The sequence below is a fragment of the Altererythrobacter aquiaggeris genome, assembly GCF_037154015.1.
Taxonomy (GTDB): Bacteria; Pseudomonadota; Alphaproteobacteria; order Sphingomonadales; family Sphingomonadaceae; genus Aestuarierythrobacter; species Aestuarierythrobacter aquiaggeris.
In genome coordinates this window covers 2,342,154-2,360,383 of the sequence record NZ_JBANRL010000001.1, presented here as the reverse complement: position 1 = coordinate 2,360,383, position 18,230 = coordinate 2,342,154, and the positions used below count along the sequence as shown (strand labels likewise).

The following is an 18,230-nucleotide window of genomic DNA, read 5'->3' as shown; positions in this document are numbered from 1 at the left end:
AATCCGCGCCGCGACCGGAAACTGCGGTCCGCAATCGCTCAATCAAATCCCACAAAATTCACAGAGTCCTCCACCGGTTTGCGGTGCGTCATCACTTCGTTGGCAGGAAAGCTCATTTCGGGCCAGCCCAGAGCGATGCTTTTCATGATGACCTGATCGTCGGGAATACCGGCGTGTTCGCGCACCACGGGCGATTGCATGATACCCTGGCTGTTGATCACCGTACCCAGACCGCGTGACCATGCCGCGTTGACCAGTGCCGTGGCGACCGCGCCGCAATCGAAAACCGTATCATCGGCACCGTCCAGCACTTTGTCATAAGTCACAATCACGCACACCGGCGCATCGAACTGGCGGAAACCGCGCATGACCCAGTCCTGCCGCGCTGCCTTGTCGTCGCGTTCGATACCCATTGCACCGAAGAGCTGCTTGGCCACATCGACCTGCCGCTTGCGGTGTTCGCCTTCGAAAGCGCCTCTGCCGGTGCGGAACTCGCGGCTTTCGGGTACGCCTGCCAGCATGTTTTCGCTGTTGCCCGCGCGGATCCGGTCGAGCGGCTCACCCGAAATAACATAGAAATTATACGGCTGCGTGTTCATCGATGATGGTGCGCGCATGGCAAGGCCGACGATCTCGTTGATCAATTCTTTGGGGACCGGATCGGGCTTGTAACCGCGGATCGAACGGCGGCCCATAATCACTTCGTCGAATGTCATGCTGTTTCCCTGCTTGGCCTATCTGGCGAATAATTGGGTCCGGTCGGCAAATGCCTTGATCTCCAGCGCATTACCCGATGGATCGCGAAAGAACATGGTCGCCTGTTCGCCGGGCTGCCCGGCAAACCGGATGTGCGGCGGAATCACGAATTGGGTGCCGGCTTTTGCGAGCCGGTCCGCCAGCGTTTGCCAGCTGTCCAGATCCAGCACGACACCGAAATGCGGCACCGGAACGTCATGACCGTCCACCGGATTGCTATGCACCGTATCCGCGCTGGCGGGGGCCAGATGCGCAACGATCTGGTGGCCGAAGAAATCGAAATCGATCCACTCGTCGCTGCTGCGCCCCTCCGCACAGCCCATCACCTATCCGTAGAATATGCGCGCGGCGGCAAGGTCACCAACCGGAAAGGCGAGATGAAACGGGGGAATGGTCATGCGGTCTATCCGGCAGTTCTGGTCAATCAATCGCCGTATAGCTGTTCATACTCGACTTGGCGATGCTGAACGGCTAGCCGATTTGCAAAGGGTAAAGGTGCTCTCCCATGAAGCTGATTATCGGTAACAAGAACTATTCGAGCTGGAGCCTGCGCGGCTGGCTGGCGATCAAACAGTCGGGGCTTCAATTCGAAGAACTGACCGTCAATCTGTTTGGCGATGAATGGGAACAGGCGAAACGCGATTCGGAAGATTTGCAGCCATCGGGCAAAGTACCCGTGCTGTGGGACAACGAAACCGTGATCTGGGACAGTCTCGCAATCCTGGAATATCTGTCCGACAAGGTCGGACGCGACCGGTTCTGGCCGAAGGATGATACGGCGCGCGGCATGGCGCGGGCAATGGTATGCGAAATGCATTCATCCTACGCCGCACTGCGCGAAGAATGCCCGATGAATATTCGCAAGAAAATCGGCACCGACGACATTACCGACGAAAGCAGATCCGACATTGTCCGAATTCTGACATTGTGGGCCGAAGCGCGCGCGCGTTTCGGGCAGGGCGGGCCCTATCTGTTCGGCACATTTGGCGCTGCCGACATATTCTATGCCCCGGTTGTCAGCCGTTTCCTGACTTACGGGATCGGTGTGCCCGGCTTTGCAGAGGCGTATATGCAGGCTGTCTGGGAACATCCGTGGATGCAGGAATGGATCGCGGCCGCCGAAAACGAAGATTGGGTTATCGAACAATATGAGGACAGTTCAGCAAAATGATCGGTAGAATTCTTGCTTGTGCCGCGCTGATTGCCGCGGTTTTTGCGCCTGTCCCTGCGGCGGCCTGGGGCGGTTACGGCCACCGCACGACCGCAAAAATCGCGCTGGCCAACATCACCCCCGAAACCCGCCGCGAAATCGACCGGCTGATCGCGCTGGAACCGACACTGGGCACGCCTGATTGCCGGTTGCGCAATCTGGAAGAAGCCTCCAGCTGGGCCGATTGTATCCGCGGCGACCGGCTGCGCTGGGGTTACACCGCTTCCTGGCATTACCGCACCGCGCCGATTTGCGAAGAATTCAATCCGCGCGCGAATTGTTCGGGCGGGGCCTGTGTAACCGGGCAAATCGAGCGCGCAGCCGCGATATTGGGTGACAAGTCGATGCCCGATGCGCGGCGTCTGGAGGCGTTGGCATTTCTGGTCCATTTCGTGGGTGATGTGCATATGCCGCTGCATTCGGGCGATAACGATGATCGCGGCGGGAATGACCGCGTGGTCGATTATGGCGCGGTGCCGCAGCTCAATCTGCACTGGATCTGGGACGGCCCTTTGGCAGAACGTGCCATCACTTCGGCGCAGCCTGGGCTGATCCGCCGTTATTCTGCTGCGGAACGTGCCGAACTGGCGGGCGGAGACGCTGCTGAATGGGGCCGCGAAAGCTGGCTGCTTGCGCGTGATCTGATTTATCCCGCGGCCTATGATGCGCCGCAAAACGGCAATGTGTGCGGCCGCGACTTGCCCGAACGCACCACTTTTACGCTGGCCGATATCGAGGCGCAGATCGGTGCCTCGCAAAAGCGCATTACGCAGGCCGGCCTCAGAATTGCGCGATTGCTGGACGAGGCATTAGGATAGCGCGCCGCGGATAAACCATGCGGCCACCGCCAGCATGATGATCGCCAGAAACCGCCGGATAAACTTTGTGCGCGCAGGATCGGCGACGAACGGCCGCGCGCGTGTGGCACCCAGCACCAGCACCAGATGAACAGTGGTGGCGATGGCCACGCTGATCATCCCCAGCGTTATGGCCTGCGCAAGGGTGGGCTGCGTTCCGTCGATAAATTGCGGCACCACCGCCAGATAGAACACAGCCGCCTTGGGATTGAACAGGTTGATCAGGAACCCGGCGGCAAAATCGCGCCGCGGGGTCTGCCATTTGGCAACCGCCGCCGAAGTATCGGCCGAATTTTGCCACGCGCTCCATGCCAGCCACACCATCATTGCCGCGCCGCCAAAACCGATCCAGCGTTCCACCGCCGGTTCCGCCGCAAACAGTGCCGCCAGCCCGGCTGCCGCCAGCGCGGCATTACCGGCAAGACCCAGCGCAATCCCCGCAGTTGCCGCCAGCCCGTGCCGTTTTCCGGCGCTCAGCGTCAAAGCCACCAGCCACGCCATATTGGGTCCAGGCGTCAGCTCGATCAGCAGCACTGCGATGGCAAAACCGAGCCAGTCCACATCCGGGCTCTAACGAACGTTTTTGCGGATCATGGAATGCGGTCCGTCGCGTAGCGCGTCCCGTCCTTGCGGAAATAACCGTCCGCAGTGAAGCGCATATCGATATCGGGATATTCGCCGCTACCATCCCTGTCGCCTGCGCTCACCGCCACGAACACGCAGTCTGCAGCGCTGCGGTTGACCAGATGGTGTCCGTTCGCCTCGCCTTTCGGGAAGGCGGCAATATCGCCTGCGCGCATGATGGTCTCGCCGCTATCATCGATCAGCACCGCTTCGCCCGACAGCATGACGACCAGCTCGTCCGCCGCCGCGTGCCAGTGGCGCTGCGATGACCATGCACCGGGCCTCAGCGTAACATGGCTGGCGCCCATTTGCGTCAAGCCGGATGGCGGGGCCAGGCGGCGGTATAGCCGGCCCGCGACAGGCGCGTCGAACGGCGGCGGATAGCCTGTCCGGTTGGTTTGTTCGATTTTGCCAAGATCAAGTTTGGGCATGACGGGTACACTCCGGCTGGCGCGTCACTAAAACGTGGTCTAACCCTCGCTCTATGGACGAAACCAGCACCCTTGTCAGCCGCAGCGCCGTCGAACTTGCCGAAGCGCTGATTGCCTGCCCCAGCGTGACACCGGCGACGGGATTGGTGTTTGACGCGCTGGAGGCGATGCTTGCGCCGCTGGGCTTCGATGTCCACAGATTTACTGCGGGTGAGGCGCCTGACGGGCCGGTGGAAAACCTGTTCGCAATCAGGCGCGGTCCGGCCGGCTGCAGACACTTTGCCTTTGCTGGCCATCTCGATGTGGTTCCGCCGGGGAAGAATTGGCACAGCGGGCCGTTTGCACCCGAGCGGCGCGGCGCTTTGTTGTTCGGACGCGGCGCGGTGGATATGAAGGGCGCGATTGCCAGCATGGTGGCGGCGGCAGCCGATGTGCCCGCCGATGCCGGGACGATCAGCTTCATCATCACCGGCGATGAGGAAGGCCCGGCGCTATACGGCACGCGCGCGCTGATCGATCATATTCGCGAGACGGGCGATGTGCCCGATCTGTGCCTGGTGGGCGAACCGACATCGGTGAACCGGCTGGGCGACATGATGAAGATCGGGCGGCGCGGGTCGGTAAATATCTGGCTGGAGGTCGAGGGATCGCAGGGCCATGTGGCCTATCCGCATCTGGCCGATAATCCCATTCCCAGGCTTGTGGCCAAACTGGCCGAACTGAACGCGCTGGTGCTCGACGAAGGCACCGAATGGTTTCAGGCCTCCAACCTGGAAATAACCGAGCTGGAAGTGGGCAACCCGGCGCACAATGTCATCCCTGCACTGGCCACCGCGCGCATCTCGATCCGGTTCAATGATCTGCACAGCGGCGCGTCGCTGTCGCAGCAAGTTATCACCATCGCCGAAAAACATGGCGGCAAGGCCGTGCCCGTAGTTTCGGGCGAGCCGTTTCTCACGCCGCCGGGCGAATTTTCAGCGATGATCGCCGCTGCGGTAAAGGCCGAAACGGGTATCGAACCCGAAGCCAGCACCAGCGGGGGAACGTCCGATGCGCGTTTTTTGAAAGACCTTTGCCCGGTTATCGAATTCGGCCTGGTCAATGCCACCATGCATAAAACGGATGAAGCGGTGGCGATGGACGATCTCGAAACGCTCGGGCGGATTTACCGGCGTATTGCCGTGGCGGCGCTGGGCGGGCACAAGGCCGGATAATAACAGGTCATCTGCCGGACATGGCAGTGGATGAGGGGTCTTTGATATGATGCGTTTCTGGTTTGCCATCCCGCTGTGGCAGCGGGTTATTGCTGCGCTGATCCTCGGCATTGTCGCTGGTCTGCTGTGGGGCCCGGACGCGGAAAGTATCAAGATCATCGGCGATATTTTTATCGCTTTTATCAAAATGCTGGTCGTGCCGCTGATCTTTTTCAGCCTGGTGTCGGGCGTTGCCGCGATCGGCGATCTCAAGAAACTGGGTGCGGTGGGCGGCCGTGCCATTCTGCTGTTTCTGGTCACCGGACAGATTGCCGTGTGGCTGGGTCTGCTGCTCGGCACGTTTTTCGCGCCCGGTAGCGGGCTGGACAAGGCCATGATCGAGGCGGGGACCATCCCCGAGCCCAACGACACCACCTGGCGCGAGATGCTGCTCGGGATTGTCCCGCAAAGCCCTGTGCAGGTGATGGCGGATGTCAACGTGCTGCCGCTGATCGTGTTTGCAACCCTGGTCGGGATCGGGATACTGATGGCCGAAAAGGACGGCGAGCCGGTTGCGAAAATCTTCGATTCGGGCTCTGTCGTGATGCAGAAAGTCACCGCGATCGTGATGGAACTGACCCCGTTCGGTGTGTTCGCGCTGATGGCGTGGGTCGCGGGGACGCAGGGCACGGGCGCGCTGCTGGCGCTGGCGAAGCTGGTCGGTCTGAATTATATCGGCTGCTTGCTGATTATCTTCGTGATGTATTCCGCGATGATCAAATTCCTTGCAAAATTGCCCGTGATCGATTTCTTCCGCGGGATCGTGGATGCGATGGCGGTGGCCTATTCAACCGCTTCGTCCAACGCCACGCTGCCCGTCACGCTGCGCTGCACCCAGCGCAATCTGGGGGTGTCGCCCAGCGTGTCGAGCTTTATCGTTTCGCTTGGCGCGACGGTGAATATGAACGGCACCGCGATGTATCTGGGGCTGGCGACATTGTTCGGCGCGCAGGTGTTCGGCGTGGATTTGAGCTGGGCGGATTACTTCCTGATTTCGATCCTTGCGACAGCCGGAGCAATCGGCGCAGCGGGTATCCCCGGCGCGGGCCTGATCATGATGGCGCTGGTCTTCGGCGCAGTCGGCGTACCGCTGGAAACCATCGCCCTGGTCGCGGGCGTTGACCGGATCATGGATATGATGCGCACGGTCACGAATGTGTCGGGCGATGCCGCGATTACGACAACTGTGGCCAGCATGACGGGTGAGATCGACGTAAAGGAAATGGTTAGCGCAGATGATGTTTGATCACGCGCTTGCCATCCCGTGCTTTGCGGGAATGACCCCTTCTAATTCAAGGCTTCCGGATAGTCTTTTTCCTGAAACTGCATAGCTCCGCCACATTGCAGCGCCAGCATTCGGGCGTCCGCGCTTTGCAGGTGTAGCGGCCGTGGAGGATCAGCCAGTGATGCGCGTCGCGGCGGAAGGGCTGGGGAACGCGTTTTTCCAGCTTCGCCTCGACCGCTTCGGGCGTTTTCCCCTTGGCAAGACCGGTGCGGTTGCCGACGCGAAACACATGCGTATCGACCGCAAAAGTCTCATGTCCGAAATGGCAATTCAGCACGACATTGGCGGTTTTGCGGCCCACGCCGGGCAGCGTCACCAGCTCGTCGCGGTCTTCGGGAACTTCGCTGCCGTAATGATCGATCAGCCGCTGTGAGAGCAGGATGACGTTTTTCGCTTTCGAATTGAACAGACCGATCGTCTTGATGTGTTCTTTCAGGCCATCTTCGCCAAGCTCGACCATTTGTTCTGGCGTTTCCACTTCGGCAAACAGCCGCCGCGTGGCCTTGTTCACGCCCACATCGGTCGCCTGCGCCGATAGCGCCACTGCCACCACCAGCTGATAGCAATTGCCGTATTCCAGCTCGGTCACGGGCGCGGGATTATCCTCCGCCAATCGGCTGAAAAACTCGAAAATCTGGTCTTTGGTCATTGGTCAGGGGTCACAGGCCCAGAACATCATTCATCGAATAGCGTGCGGCGGCTTTGCCAATCAGCCACTGCGCGCCGCGTACGGCCCCGCGCGCAAAGATCGAACGATCCTCGGCCTGATGCGACAGCGTGATCCGCTCCTGCTCGCCCGCCAGAATGACCGCATGATCGCCCGCCGCCGTGCCGCCGCGCAGCGCGGCGAAGCCGATGGCTCCCTTGGCCCGCGCACCGGTATGTCCGTCTCGCCCGCTTTCCATGCTGGCGGACAGATCGATCCCGCGCCCCTGCGCTGCCGCTTCGCCCAGCAGCAATGCGGTGCCCGACGGCGCATCCACCTTCATACGGTGATGCATTTCGACAATCTCGATATCCCAGTCATCGCCCAGTTTTCCGGCAGCTTCACGCACCAGATGGGCGAGCAGCGTAACACCGAGCGAGGTGTTGCCTGTTTGCAGAACAGCGATGGTCTGCGCGGCCTCGTCCAGGGCAATTTGATGTTCATCACCTAAGCCGGTCGTTCCGATCAGCACCGGGATACCCGCAGATTGCGCCGCGGCGAGGTTGTCAGCCAGAGCGGCGGGCGCGGAAAAATCGACCAGCACATCGCACATTTGGGCCAGAGCAGCGGGATCGCCGCCCTTGTCCGCGCCGCCGGCAAAGCGGTGTCCGGCCTCGCCAATGGCGATCTCCAGAGCGTGCCCCATCCGGCCTTCGCTGCCGATAATTCCGATTCTGGTCATTGCCACTCCCGCTTGTCCCATGCTTCATGGCCGCCATGGCCAATATCCGCAATATCGTAATCCTGACCGGCGCCGGTGTGAGCGCCGAAAGCGGCATCGACACTTTCCGCAGCGAAGGCGGCTTGTGGGAACAGCACAGGGTCGAAGATGTCGCCACGCCCGAAGGGTTTGCCCGCGATCCCGATCTGGTGCTGCGGTTCTATGATATGCGGCGCGAGGCGATCCAGACCAAACAGCCCAACGCGGCGCATGATGCGCTGGCGCGGCTTGACAAGGCCTGGACCGGAGAAACAGGGCGCGAGCTGCTGATCGTCACCCAGAATGTCGATGATCTGCACGAGCGCGCCGGGGCAGAGCGTGTGCTGCATATGCACGGCACGCATCTCAACGCGTGGTGCACATCCTGCGATACGCGTACGCCGTGGACGGGGACATTGATCGAACGCCCGCCATGCCCCGCCTGCAATGCCAGCGCGCTGCGCCCCGATGTCGTGTGGTTTGGCGAAATGCCATACCGGATGGAGGAGATTTACGGCGCGTTGCAACAGGCGGATCTGTTCGTTTCCATCGGCACATCGGGCGCGGTCTATCCGGCGGCAGGCTTTGTGCGCGATGCCCGCAAACTCGGCCTGAAAACGCTGGAGCTCAATCTCGAACCAAGCCAGGGATCGCGCTGGTTTGGCGAATCGCGCCATGGGCCAGCCACGCAAATCGTGCCCGAATGGGTGGAGGAATTGCTCGGATGACGGGGCATAGCGGCAGCTGCCACTGCGGCGCGATGACGATAGAATTGCGCGATGATCCCGCTGATGCCGCCGAATGCAATTGCAGCCTGTGCCGCCGCACTGGCGCGCTGTGGCATCATTGTTCGCCAAAACTGGTAACGGTGAGCGGCAAGGGCAGGGGATATGTGCAGGGGGATGCGATGCTGACGACGTGGCATTGCGGCACTTGCGGCATTGTTACCCATTGGACGATTATCGACGATCCCGAATATGACCGGATGGCGGTCAATCTGCGGCTGTTCGATCCGGCGCTGTGGCAAAATCTGCCGCGCCGGAAAATCGACGGGGCCAGTTACTGACCGCAGCCCTTGCAATCGGGGTCTTTGGCAATATTCAGTGTCCGCATGGCGGGCTTCATTCCGTCAAGCATATGCAGCCTGCCCCACCCGGGATCGCCCAGCGCGGCCTTGCCGTCCAGCAAGACGCGGATGGCCTGCATTGCAGCAAAGGTTCCTGCCCAGCCCGCCATCGCGCCCAGCATCCCGTCCTCGGCACACGTGTCGCAATCTTCGGCATCGAAAGCATCGCCGACATAACAGCGATAACAGGCCTGATCGGGCAAATGTCCCGCAAAGGCCGCGACCTGGCCCTGAAACCGCCCGACCGCTGCGCTGAGCAGCGGAATTGCCAGGCGGACACAAGCGTCGGACACCGCCAGCCGTGTCGCAAAATTATCCGTCCCGTCCAGCACCAGATCGGCCCCTGCCAGAATCGCCCGGGCATTGGCGCGGGTGATCCGCTCGTCGCTGACGTGAACGTCGATCTTGCTGTCGAAATTGGCGAGCCAGCCGCGCGCGGCCACCGCCTTGGCATGGCCGATGTCGCGCTGCGTATAAAGTGTCTGGCGTTGCAGATTGGACAGCTCGACATCGCCATCGTCGATCAGCGTCAGCCGTCCGATACCGGCGCCCGCCAGATATTGCAGCGCGGGCGAGCCGATCCCGCCCAGCCCGGTCAGCACAATATGCGCCGCGGTCAACGCTACCTGACCCGCACCGCCGATTTCGGGCAGCACGATATGGCGGGCAAATCGGTCGAGGCGTTCGGGCGGGAGCGGCATGACGCCTCCCTTAGCCGCAAACGGGCTGCGGTAAAACTTTCCTACACCGCCAATTGGCGGGCATGGGGTGAAGGCTCTTTGAAATTGTCAGCCTACCCCCGCGAATGCCGCGCCGAAAACCGTGCCGGAGCACTGTCACTCTGGCCAGTGCGGAATAAATCATTGATTAGCGGTGATTTTCATGCGCAATTGCAGGGTTACAGGGTGTAACTAGTGTAACCCTGTTTGCGTGTCCGGCCCGCGAAAATCAGCTTTCCAACTGTCGCAGCAGGCTGCGAACATCGCCGTCCATATCGGCATCGCGCTTGCGCAAATCCTCGATCAGGCGAACCGCATGGATGACGGTGGAATGATCGCGGCCGCCGAATTTGCGGCCGATTTCGGGATAGGAACGCGGCGTGAGCACTTTGGCAAGATACATCGCCACCTGACGCGGGCGCACCACAGCGCGGGCGCGGCGTTTGGACGACATCTCGCTGCGGTCGAGCCGGTAGAACTGGCAGACCGTGCGCTGGATTTCGTCGATCGTGATCCGCCGGCGATTGGCCGACAGGATATCGGTCAATTGTTCTTCGGCCAGTTTCAGGCAGACTTCCTGCCCGGTCAGCTGGGCATAGGCGATCAGTTTGTTCAGGCCGCCAACCAGCTCGCGGACATTGCGCGTGATGGTGCGGGCGAGAAATTCGATGACATCCGCGGGCACTTCGAGCGGAGCGAAGCGGGTCAGCTTGGAATCCAGCACCTGGCGGCGCAATTCGATATCGGCCGGCTGGATATCGGCCACCAGCCCCATTGAAAGGCGGCTGAGAAGGCGCGGTTCGACACCGTCGAGTGCCTGCGGTGCGCGGTCGGCGGCAAATACCAGCCGTTTGCCTTCCGCCAGCAGCGCATCGATCGTATAAAGCAGTTCTTCCTGCGCGGACGCCTTGCCGATGATGAACTGGATATCGTCAACCAGCAGCAGATCGAAGCTGCGCAGCCGGGCCTTGAATTCGATCATCTGGTTCTGTTTCAAAGCCTGGACAAATTCGACCATGAACCGTTCTGCGCTGCAATAGAATATGCGCGCGCGCGGATGCGCCGCCAGATAGGAATGACCGATTGCGTGCAGCAGGTGTGTCTTGCCCTGTCCGGTCGCAGCCTTGAGGTAAAGCGGGCTGAACTGCGGCGTATCGGTTGCGGCCATGCGCTGCGCCGCGTTGCAGGCCAGCACATTGGTCGTACCGGTTACGAAGGCGGCAAATGTCAGCGAAGGGTCAAGGCCGACCGAGGATGTAAAACCGCGTTCGCCGATCGTGCCTGCGGACAGTGACATGGCGCCGCCAATGCCCATTCCCATCCCGTCATTCGCCGGACGCCGGCCATTATGGCCAAGCCGCAATTCGGGCAGCTGCCGGCGGCCCGGATGGACCTGGATGCGGACATTGCGGACTTCGCTGCGGGCGATTTTCCAGGCAAGTGAAAGACGGTCGGCAAAACGGTCCTGGACCCAGGTTGCGGAAAAATCGGTCGGGAGAAACAGATCGAGCGTGCCGGTTTCCTTGCAGAAGCCGCCAATCTGGATCGGCTTGATCCACTGGCTATGCAGTTGGTGACCCAGATCCTTGCGAAGTCCCTGGCTGATATCGCCCCAATCGGCAGCCAGCGTCACCGCTTCTGTGTCTTCCTGCTTTTCGCCCTTCATTCTCTGGTCCCTGCCTCTCGGTTCAAGTCGTCTGGCCGCTTCCCGATCTGTACGGGCCGCATCCCCTTCCCACACATTATCATTATCGGACCCGCCGATCTTTGCGCTGCATACCGTGCAGGCAATGCTCCGCCGATGTCCGGAAGTCGCCTCCGGAGCATACGTCTCGGGTAACCCATAATGTGTGTGCCGACAACGAATCCCCCGTGTTCGGCAAGGCCATTTATGGACGGGAAATTTCTGTGGGCAAGAGAACAAATGTAAAAAAATTGAAATATACTGGCTTGACTCGCCTCTAGCCCGCAGCCCCCCGTTTAAACATCTGTTTACGAACAATATTCACCAAAGGAGCAGCCGCGAATCGCGGGTTTGCCTAGGCTTGTGGATATGCGCTGCAATGCACCATCGGCAGATACGAAAAAGGCCGGCGTGGTTAACGCCGGCCTGTTCGATTTTCGTTCCACCGATTGGCCGGTGAACGGTCTGTCAGATGCGAATCAGAGCGCTGCCACTCGCTTCGACAGTCGCGACATTTTGCGCGCAACCGTGTTCTTGTGCATCACGCCGCGTGCAACACCGCGGGCCAGTTCAGGCTGGGCGTCTTTAAGTGCAGCTTGCGCGACTTTCTTGTCACCGCCTTCGATGGCGGCTTCGACCTTCTTCACGAAGCCGCGGATGCGGCTGACGCGGGCACCGTTGACTTCGGCGCGGCGATCGTTGCGACGGATACGTTTTTTGGCTTGCGGCGTATTGGCCATGTTTGTCCTTACTTCGGGCCGCCACAATCGCGGCCGGAATTCTTTTTGAAACTTGTGAAAACGACAGACGAGCCGCCGGAAAGCGCGCGCCTTAACCAGCGCCGGGCGAATCGTCAAGAATTGTGTTGGTCAAATAAGCGCCGCCACCGGAAATTACCATAGGCTGCAGACGTATTACCGCTGGCAGCTGGCGCAATACCATGTGCTGCGCCCGCCCTGAGCGATCCGCCGCACAGTTCCGTCACCGCGTTTGCACGCTTCGCCTTCGCGCCCATAGACGTCAAACCGGGTGGCAAAATATCCCAGCTCGCCATCAGGCCGGGCATAGTCGCGCAGCGACGAACCACCATCCTCGATCGAGGCATTGAGCACTTCCCTGATTGCCGGAACCAGCCGTTGAAGGGCCGCATGCGAAACCCGGCCCGCCGCGCGGCGGGGATTTATCCGGGCGCGGTAGAGAGCTTCGCAGACATATATATTGCCAAGGCCGACGACGATTCGCTGATCAAGCAACATCAGCTTGATGGCTTGCCTGCGGCCAGCAAAGGCAGCGTAAAGATGTGCAGGCGTGAAATCATCCTCGAGCGGTTCGGGGCCCATCGCGGCAAATTGCGGCCACAGGTCGAGCGCATTTTCGGCCACGAGATCGACCGACCCAAAGCGCCGCGGATCGCATAGCGCAAACCTGTGGTTGGCTGTTTCGATCACCAGATGGTCATGTTTATCGATAGTATCGGGATCGATGCGCCAGCGCCCGCTCATCCCCAGATGGAATATCATCGTCTGCGCGCGATCAGTGTGGATCAATCCATATTTTGCCCGCCGGGCCAGCGTGGTTACGCGTGCGCCGGTCAGCACTTGCACCAGATCTTGCGGGAAAGGGCGGCGCAAATCCGCGCGGTTCAGCGTGACGCGCGCCAATCGTTCGCCCTGAAGAAAGCGGGCAAGACCGCGCACGGTTGTTTCGACTTCGGGAAGCTCTGGCATCGCGCACTCCTAACACCCTTTGCCGCTGGAGCAATTACCCCTAAAGCGCGCCCATGAGTGAGAAAACGTCCTTTGGATATGAAGATATCGCCACAGAAGAGAAAACCGCGCGGGTAGGCGAGGTTTTCTCCAAGGTTGCTGAAAAATACGACATCATGAATGATGCCATGTCAGGCGGGATGCACCGTTTGTGGAAGGACCGCTTCGTGCGCCGCGTAAAGCCCCGGCCGGGCGAGGCGATACTCGATATGGCCGGCGGGACAGGCGATATCGCCTTTCGCATGGAACCATTCGGAGCCGAAGTAACGGTGGCCGATATCAACCAGGAAATGCTCGATGTCGGCGTTGCCCGGGCGATCGGGCGCGGAATCGATTCGCTGGTCTGGTCGCGGCAAAATGCGGAGGAGTTATCCTATCCCGGCGGCACTTTTGATGCCTATACCATCGTGTTCGGTATCCGGAATGTTACGCATATCGACAAGGCTCTGGCCGAAGCGCACCGCGTTCTAAAACATGGCGGGCGGTTTTATTGTATGGAGTTTTCGACCACAAACTGGCCGGGGTTCAAGCAGGTATATGATCTATACTCTCACCGATTGATGCCAAAGATAGGCAAGGCCATCGCCGATGACGAAGCGTCCTATCGCTATCTCGCAGAATCGATCCGCCGTTTTCCGCCCATGCCCGAATTTGAACGGATGATACGGGCCGCCGGTTTTGCCCGTACCAAAGCGGAACCGATATTAGGCGGTGCCGTTGCAATTCACTCCGGCTGGAAGATTTAGAACGAGTGACCCGTCCATCGACGCATATCTGGCGGCTACTGAAATGGGGGCGTACACTGGCGCGTCACGGGGCATTGCGCGGAATAGAACGCGATCCCAATACGCCGCCGCAAGTCAGCCGGCTTGCCAAAATTGCGCGCTTCGGGACATTCCAGGCGGGTGAGCCCGATTATGCCGGCGCGTTTACCGATATCGGCCCCGCTGCGATCAAGCTGGGCCAGACACTTGCCACCCGGCCAGACCTGGTGGGCGATGTGGCGGCGCGCAATTTGCTGTCGCTGCAGGATAATTTACCGCCGCTCCCGTTCGCCGATATCCAACGCGCCATCGAGGCAAGTTTTGCCCGCCCGATCGATACGCTGTATTCTTCGATCGATCCCGAACCTGTCGGGTCGGCGTCGATTGCCCAGGTGCACCGCGCGGTAACGACCGAGGGTCGCCACGTTGCGATCAAGGTTCGCCGTCCGGGTATCCGCGAACGGTTCGAGCGAGACATTGCCACCTATGAATGGTCGGCGGCCCATCTGGAGGCGCTGGGCGGCGAGGCGCAGCGTTTGCGGCCTCGCCTTACAATCGCCAACTTCAAACGCTGGACTGCGCGCGAGCTTGATCTGCGGCGGGAAGCCGCCTCGGCAAGCGAACTTGCCGAAGCGATGAAGGGCTTCGAAGGATATATGGTGCCCGATGTCGATTGGGACCGCACCAATGGCGCCGTCATGACAATCGACTGGATCGACGGCGTAAAGATCAGTGAAATCGATGCCTTGCGCGCCGCCGGTCATGATCTGCCAGCGCTGGCGCGGCGATTGGTACTGGCGTTTTTGACGCAGGCGATCAGCGCGGGTTATTTCCACGCCGATATGCATCAGGGAAACCTGTTTGTGCGCGCCGACGGAACCATTGTGGCAATTGACTTCGGGATTATGGGCCGGATCGACCGCCGCGCCCGGCAATGGCTTGCCGAAATCCTCTATGGTTTGACGACGGGCAATTACAAACGCGTCGCCGAAATCCACTTCGAAGCGCAATATGTGCCAAGTTATCATTCGGTCGAAGAATTCGCGACCGCGCTCAGGGCGGTTGGCGAACCGATGCGCGGCAAGCCGGTGAAAGAACTCAGCGTCGGTCAAATGCTCGACGGACTTTTCGCTATTACCCGCGATTTCGACATGCAAACGCAGCCGCATCTGTTGCTGCTGCAAAAAACCATGGTGATGGTCGAAGGCATCGCGACTGCGCTGGATCCTGATATCAACATGTGGGACGTATCCGCGCCATACGTCCGCAACTGGATCCGCGATGAATTGGGGCCGGAGGCCGCGATTGCCGACCGGATAAAGGAAGATACCGACACGCTGCTGCGTATCCCGGCGCTGGTTCGCCGGCTGGAAGATCAATATCCGCCAAAGGGCGGCGCGCCGGAACCGCCGCCGCTGCCCGATGTGGCGTTAATGTGGGAACGCCGCATCCAGAAAGATCGGCGCTGGCCCGGTTATCTGTTTTCCGCGATTGTCGGCGGCGGCATAGTGGCCGGCGCGCTGGCTATGGGCTGGGCAGGTTAGTCGCTCCCGGTCCCGGTATCGGTGACGGGGTGGGGCAGAAGCCGGCTACCGATTAACGCGGCGATGCAGAACAAAGCCTCGACCATCATCGGTATGAAAAATCCTTCCTCGCCGCCATTGACGAAAAAAGTGATCGTTCTGCCGAACAGCGCACAGCCGAGCATGAATGCGGGGATTAACAAGATGTCGCCGTTTCGCTTCCAGGACCCGTACAGCATCGACAGGCCTGTAATCAGGAAGAACGCGGTCATATCGCCGCGAATTGCGGCAATTCCCGTTGTGGTTAGTGCACCGATTCCCAGACCTGCTCCGGCACCATCGGGACGGATCAGGAAGTCGAACCCCATATAAGTGAACAGCATACCGCCCAAAAAGATGATTCCGGTCAAGATGAGACGCATAATTCTATCCCTTATTAACCCCGCGCCCGATTGTCTTAATCTTTGGCGTCAGGCAAACCTTAACCATCTTGTTGGCAAGGCGGGGCTGCAAACGCTAGGGCTGCCTGTGCAAAAGGCGCATTTTCGTGTTTGCGCGCAGGGGAGGAGCCGCCGTGTTCAGTAATAATCGTGCCAAGGCTGCAACAGCGGCCCGCCACCCCGCGGTTACGAGGGTCGCTGGATGAGCCGACCTGCACGTATTCTTTTGGTGATCGGCGGCGGTATCGCGGCCTACAAATCATGCGAGTTGATCCGGCTGATAAAACGCAGCGGTTCCGAAGTAAGCTGTGTTTTGACCAATGGCGGCGCCCAGTTCGTCACGCCGATGACGCTGGCCGCGCTTTCCGAAAATCCGGTTCATACCACGTTGTGGGACCTGAAGAACGAAGCGGAGATGGGGCATATCCAGCTGAGCCGGGAGGCTGATCTGGTTGTCGTCTGCCCCGCCACGGCAGACCTGCTGGCCAAAATGGCGTCGGGGATTGCCGATGATCTGGCCACCACGCTCATTCTGGCGACCGATAAGCCGGTGATGGCCGTGCCCGCCATGAATGTGCGGATGTGGCAGCACGAAGCTACGCAGCGCAATGTCGGGTGGCTGCGCCAGGCCGGCGTCACGGTAATCGATCCCGACGAGGGAGCGATGGCCTGTGGTGAGTTTGGCCCAGGCCGCCTGCCCGAGCCAGAGGCAATCTGGCTCGAGATTGCCGATTTCCTCACTCTCGATCCTGGCGAGGCTGGCGAGGCCGACATTGAAGAGTTTGTCGAAGCGTTGGAACCGGAAGACGATTCGCCGGAAATACCCGAGCCCAGGGGCGGCCTTGGCGGAATGCTGTCTTCGATCATTTCGCGCAGTATGCCGCGTAGAATCCAGGACGACGAGATCGAGTATGACGAGGCTTTCGAAGGCGGTGCAGCGAACCCCGAGGCACTGTCCGAAATGCCGGGTGAACCGGATGCCGATCCCGACTGGCCCGACCCGGACTGGCCCACCCCTGATTTGCCCACCCCAGATTTAGGCGCGCCGATGATGGCCAAGAAAGGCGCCGCGCGCTCGGCGCCGCCCACCGATCCGCAGGCAATCAATCACGAGGTCGCAAACAGCACAGCGGGGATACCTGAAGCGCTTGCCGGCGAACCGGAAGATGCCTTCCCCGAATTTGACCCGCTGGAGGGGCAGCCGGACTTCGAAGACGATCCTGAGCACAGGCCGCTGTTTGGCAAGCATGTTCTGGTCACTGCCGGACCGACGCATGAGCCGATCGATCCGGTGCGCTATATCGCCAACCGTTCGTCAGGCCGGCAGGGCTATTCCATAGCTGCTGCGGCTGCTGCAGCGGGTGCGCGTGTGACACTGGTATCGGGTCCGGTCACACTGGCCACGCCGCCCGGCGTGGACCGTGTCGATGTCGAATCGGCTGAAGAAATGGCCAAGGCGGTCAAGGCGGCACTGCCCTGCGATGTGGCGGTGATGGTGGCAGCAGTGTCCGACTGGCGCACCAAGGAATATGCCGAAAGCAAGATGAAAAAGCGCGGGTCTGCCCCGCCGGCGCTGCTCCTGCGCGAGAACCCCGATATCCTTGCGAACCTGTCTGCTTCCGATAAACGCCCCGCGCTGTTGATCGGGTTCGCAGCCGAGACTGACGATGTGGTCGGCAATGCCAAACTTAAACGCAAGCGCAAGGGTGTTGACTGGATCATCGCAAATGATGTGTCTGGCGGTGTCGGAAACAGCGTGATGGGCGGGCAGGACAATCTGATTCATATCGTGACAGCTGATACGGTCGAAAGCCTGGAAGAAATGCCCAAACCTGCTGTGGCCCGTGCTTTGATCGAACGCATCGCCGAAGCGCTCAACAAACCAGCGGAGAGCGACGATGACTGATGATGTAATCGTGAAACTGAAAAGATTGCCCCATGGTGCCGGGCTGGGATTGCCCGCTTATGCAACGCGGGGCGCCGCAGGAATGGATGTGGTTGCAGCAGAGACCATCAATATACGGCCGGGAAGCCGGCACGCAGTATCGACAGGCCTGTCGGTGGCAATCCCCGCGGGCTATGAAATTCAGGTGCGCCCCCGTTCGGGTCTTGCCCTTAAACACGGAATTACGGTTCCCAATACGCCAGGCACAATCGACAGCGACTATCGCGGTGAATTGAAGATCATCCTGATAAACCACGGTGAAGACACCTTTGCAATCCAGCGCGGCGACCGTGTCGCCCAGTTGATGCTGGCACCGGTTACACGTGCCAGATGGGAAGAAGTGGCCCAATTGGATGATACAGATCGCGGTGAAGGCGGATTTGGCTCTACCGGCGGTTCGGCAAAGCTGGTTTGATAAAAAAAGGGCGGCTCCGTTTCCGG

Annotated in this window: 20 protein-coding genes and 1 pseudogene; 10 read left to right on the top strand and 11 right to left on the bottom strand. The window is 60.3% G+C overall.

The annotated features are described in order from the left end of the window. Positions 1–38: 38 nt before the first annotated feature. The gene (locus WFP06_RS11645; RefSeq protein WP_336987329.1) at positions 39–716 is read right to left on the bottom strand and encodes a nitroreductase; all 678 of its coding nucleotides are present in this window, start codon (positions 714–716) and stop codon (positions 39–41) included. Between the two features lie 18 nt (positions 717–734). Then, positions 735–1,154 (bottom strand): annotated as a pseudogene (locus tag WFP06_RS11640) (VOC family protein). A 107-nt stretch (positions 1,155–1,261) separates the two neighbouring features. Between WFP06_RS11640 and WFP06_RS11635 the strand changes: the two are divergent. Next, positions 1,262–1,927, top strand: coding sequence for a glutathione S-transferase family protein (locus tag WFP06_RS11635; protein WP_336987328.1), 666 nt, complete (start codon positions 1,262–1,264; stop codon positions 1,925–1,927). Further along, on the top strand, positions 1,924–2,784 hold the full coding sequence (locus WFP06_RS11630; protein WP_336987327.1) for a S1/P1 nuclease: 861 nt from the start codon (positions 1,924–1,926) through the stop codon (positions 2,782–2,784). Before WFP06_RS11635 ends, WFP06_RS11630 begins: the two co-directional genes overlap by 4 nt. Here the strand turns inward: WFP06_RS11630 and WFP06_RS11625 are convergent. Continuing rightward, positions 2,776–3,384 carry a LysE family translocator gene (locus WFP06_RS11625; RefSeq protein WP_336987326.1) on the bottom strand — a complete coding sequence of 203 codons (609 nt, stop codon included), beginning with the start codon at positions 3,382–3,384 and terminating at the stop codon, positions 2,776–2,778. The two genes, WFP06_RS11630 and WFP06_RS11625, sit on opposite strands and share 9 nt — an antisense overlap. A 29-nt stretch (positions 3,385–3,413) precedes the next feature. Next, positions 3,414–3,878, bottom strand: coding sequence for a cupin domain-containing protein (locus tag WFP06_RS11620; RefSeq protein WP_336987325.1), 465 nt, complete (start codon positions 3,876–3,878; stop codon positions 3,414–3,416). A gap of 53 nt (positions 3,879–3,931) precedes the next feature. Between WFP06_RS11620 and dapE the strand changes: the two genes are divergently transcribed. Both dapE and WFP06_RS11610 read left to right on the top strand, forming a co-directional pair. After that, on the top strand, positions 3,932–5,092 hold the full coding sequence (dapE, locus tag WFP06_RS11615) for a succinyl-diaminopimelate desuccinylase (protein WP_336987324.1): 1,161 nt from the start codon (positions 3,932–3,934) through the stop codon (positions 5,090–5,092). Between the two features lie 46 nt (positions 5,093–5,138). After that, the gene (locus tag WFP06_RS11610; RefSeq protein ID WP_336987323.1) at positions 5,139–6,377 is read left to right on the top strand and encodes a dicarboxylate/amino acid:cation symporter; all 1,239 of its coding nucleotides are present in this window, start codon (positions 5,139–5,141) and stop codon (positions 6,375–6,377) included. A gap of 46 nt (positions 6,378–6,423) precedes the next feature. Here WFP06_RS11610 and nth read toward each other — a convergent pair whose 3' ends face one another. Beyond that, positions 6,424–7,065 (bottom strand): endonuclease III, encoded by a 642-nt coding sequence (gene nth, locus WFP06_RS11605; RefSeq protein WP_336987322.1) that lies wholly within the window; start codon positions 7,063–7,065, stop codon positions 6,424–6,426. A gap of 10 nt (positions 7,066–7,075) precedes the next feature. Next, positions 7,076–7,804, bottom strand: a complete 729-nt coding sequence (gene dapB / locus WFP06_RS11600; RefSeq protein ID WP_336987321.1) for a 4-hydroxy-tetrahydrodipicolinate reductase — start codon at positions 7,802–7,804, stop codon at positions 7,076–7,078. A 35-nt stretch (positions 7,805–7,839) separates the two neighbouring features. Here dapB and WFP06_RS11595 point away from each other — a divergent pair, with 35 nt between their 5' ends. Both WFP06_RS11595 and WFP06_RS11590 read left to right on the top strand, forming a co-directional pair. Continuing rightward, a complete protein-coding gene (locus tag WFP06_RS11595; protein ID WP_336987320.1) occupies positions 7,840–8,550 on the top strand; it encodes an NAD-dependent deacylase in 711 nt (236 codons plus the stop codon). Beyond that, positions 8,547–8,888, top strand: a complete 342-nt coding sequence (locus tag WFP06_RS11590; RefSeq protein WP_336987319.1) for a GFA family protein — start codon at positions 8,547–8,549, stop codon at positions 8,886–8,888. Before WFP06_RS11595 ends, WFP06_RS11590 begins: the two co-directional genes overlap by 4 nt. On the opposite strand, the gene WFP06_RS11585 is transcribed toward WFP06_RS11590, so the two are convergent. From WFP06_RS11585 to mutM, 4 genes are all read right to left on the bottom strand, one after another. Then, positions 8,882–9,649, bottom strand: coding sequence for a HesA/MoeB/ThiF family protein (locus WFP06_RS11585; protein WP_336987318.1), 768 nt, complete (start codon positions 9,647–9,649; stop codon positions 8,882–8,884). The two genes, WFP06_RS11590 and WFP06_RS11585, sit on opposite strands and share 7 nt — an antisense overlap. A gap of 247 nt (positions 9,650–9,896) precedes the next feature. Beyond that, the gene (gene dnaA / locus WFP06_RS11580) at positions 9,897–11,333 is read right to left on the bottom strand and encodes a chromosomal replication initiator protein DnaA (protein WP_336987317.1); all 1,437 of its coding nucleotides are present in this window, start codon (positions 11,331–11,333) and stop codon (positions 9,897–9,899) included. Positions 11,334–11,830: 497 nt separating this feature from the next. Then, complete coding sequence (rpsT, locus tag WFP06_RS11575; RefSeq protein ID WP_336987316.1) at positions 11,831–12,091, bottom strand: 30S ribosomal protein S20; 261 nt, start codon at positions 12,089–12,091, stop codon at positions 11,831–11,833. A 174-nt stretch (positions 12,092–12,265) separates the two neighbouring features. Continuing rightward, positions 12,266–13,078 carry a bifunctional DNA-formamidopyrimidine glycosylase/DNA-(apurinic or apyrimidinic site) lyase gene (mutM, locus tag WFP06_RS11570; protein WP_336987315.1) on the bottom strand — a complete coding sequence of 271 codons (813 nt, stop codon included), beginning with the start codon at positions 13,076–13,078 and terminating at the stop codon, positions 12,266–12,268. A 53-nt stretch (positions 13,079–13,131) separates the two neighbouring features. Between mutM and WFP06_RS11565 the strand changes: the two genes are divergently transcribed. Next, entirely contained in the window at positions 13,132–13,863 is a 732-nt protein-coding gene (locus WFP06_RS11565; protein WP_336987314.1) for a class I SAM-dependent methyltransferase, read from the top strand. A gap of 5 nt (positions 13,864–13,868) precedes the next feature. Then, complete coding sequence (gene ubiB / locus WFP06_RS11560) at positions 13,869–15,425, top strand: 2-polyprenylphenol 6-hydroxylase (RefSeq protein WP_336987313.1); 1,557 nt, start codon at positions 13,869–13,871, stop codon at positions 15,423–15,425. Here the strand turns inward: ubiB and WFP06_RS11555 are convergent. Beyond that, on the bottom strand, positions 15,422–15,826 hold the full coding sequence (locus tag WFP06_RS11555) for a hypothetical protein (RefSeq protein ID WP_336987312.1): 405 nt from the start codon (positions 15,824–15,826) through the stop codon (positions 15,422–15,424). The genes ubiB and WFP06_RS11555 overlap by 4 nt on opposite strands. A 220-nt stretch (positions 15,827–16,046) precedes the next feature. Between WFP06_RS11555 and WFP06_RS11550 the strand changes: the two genes are divergently transcribed. Together WFP06_RS11550 and dut are read left to right on the top strand one after the other, a co-directional pair. Next, positions 16,047–17,750: a bifunctional phosphopantothenoylcysteine decarboxylase/phosphopantothenate synthase gene (locus WFP06_RS11550; RefSeq protein ID WP_336987311.1), complete on the top strand. Its 1,704-nt coding sequence runs from the start codon at positions 16,047–16,049 to the stop codon at positions 17,748–17,750. Further along, entirely contained in the window at positions 17,743–18,204 is a 462-nt protein-coding gene (gene dut / locus WFP06_RS11545; protein WP_336987310.1) for a dUTP diphosphatase, read from the top strand. Before WFP06_RS11550 ends, dut begins: the two co-directional genes overlap by 8 nt. Positions 18,205–18,230: the final 26 nt, after the last annotated feature.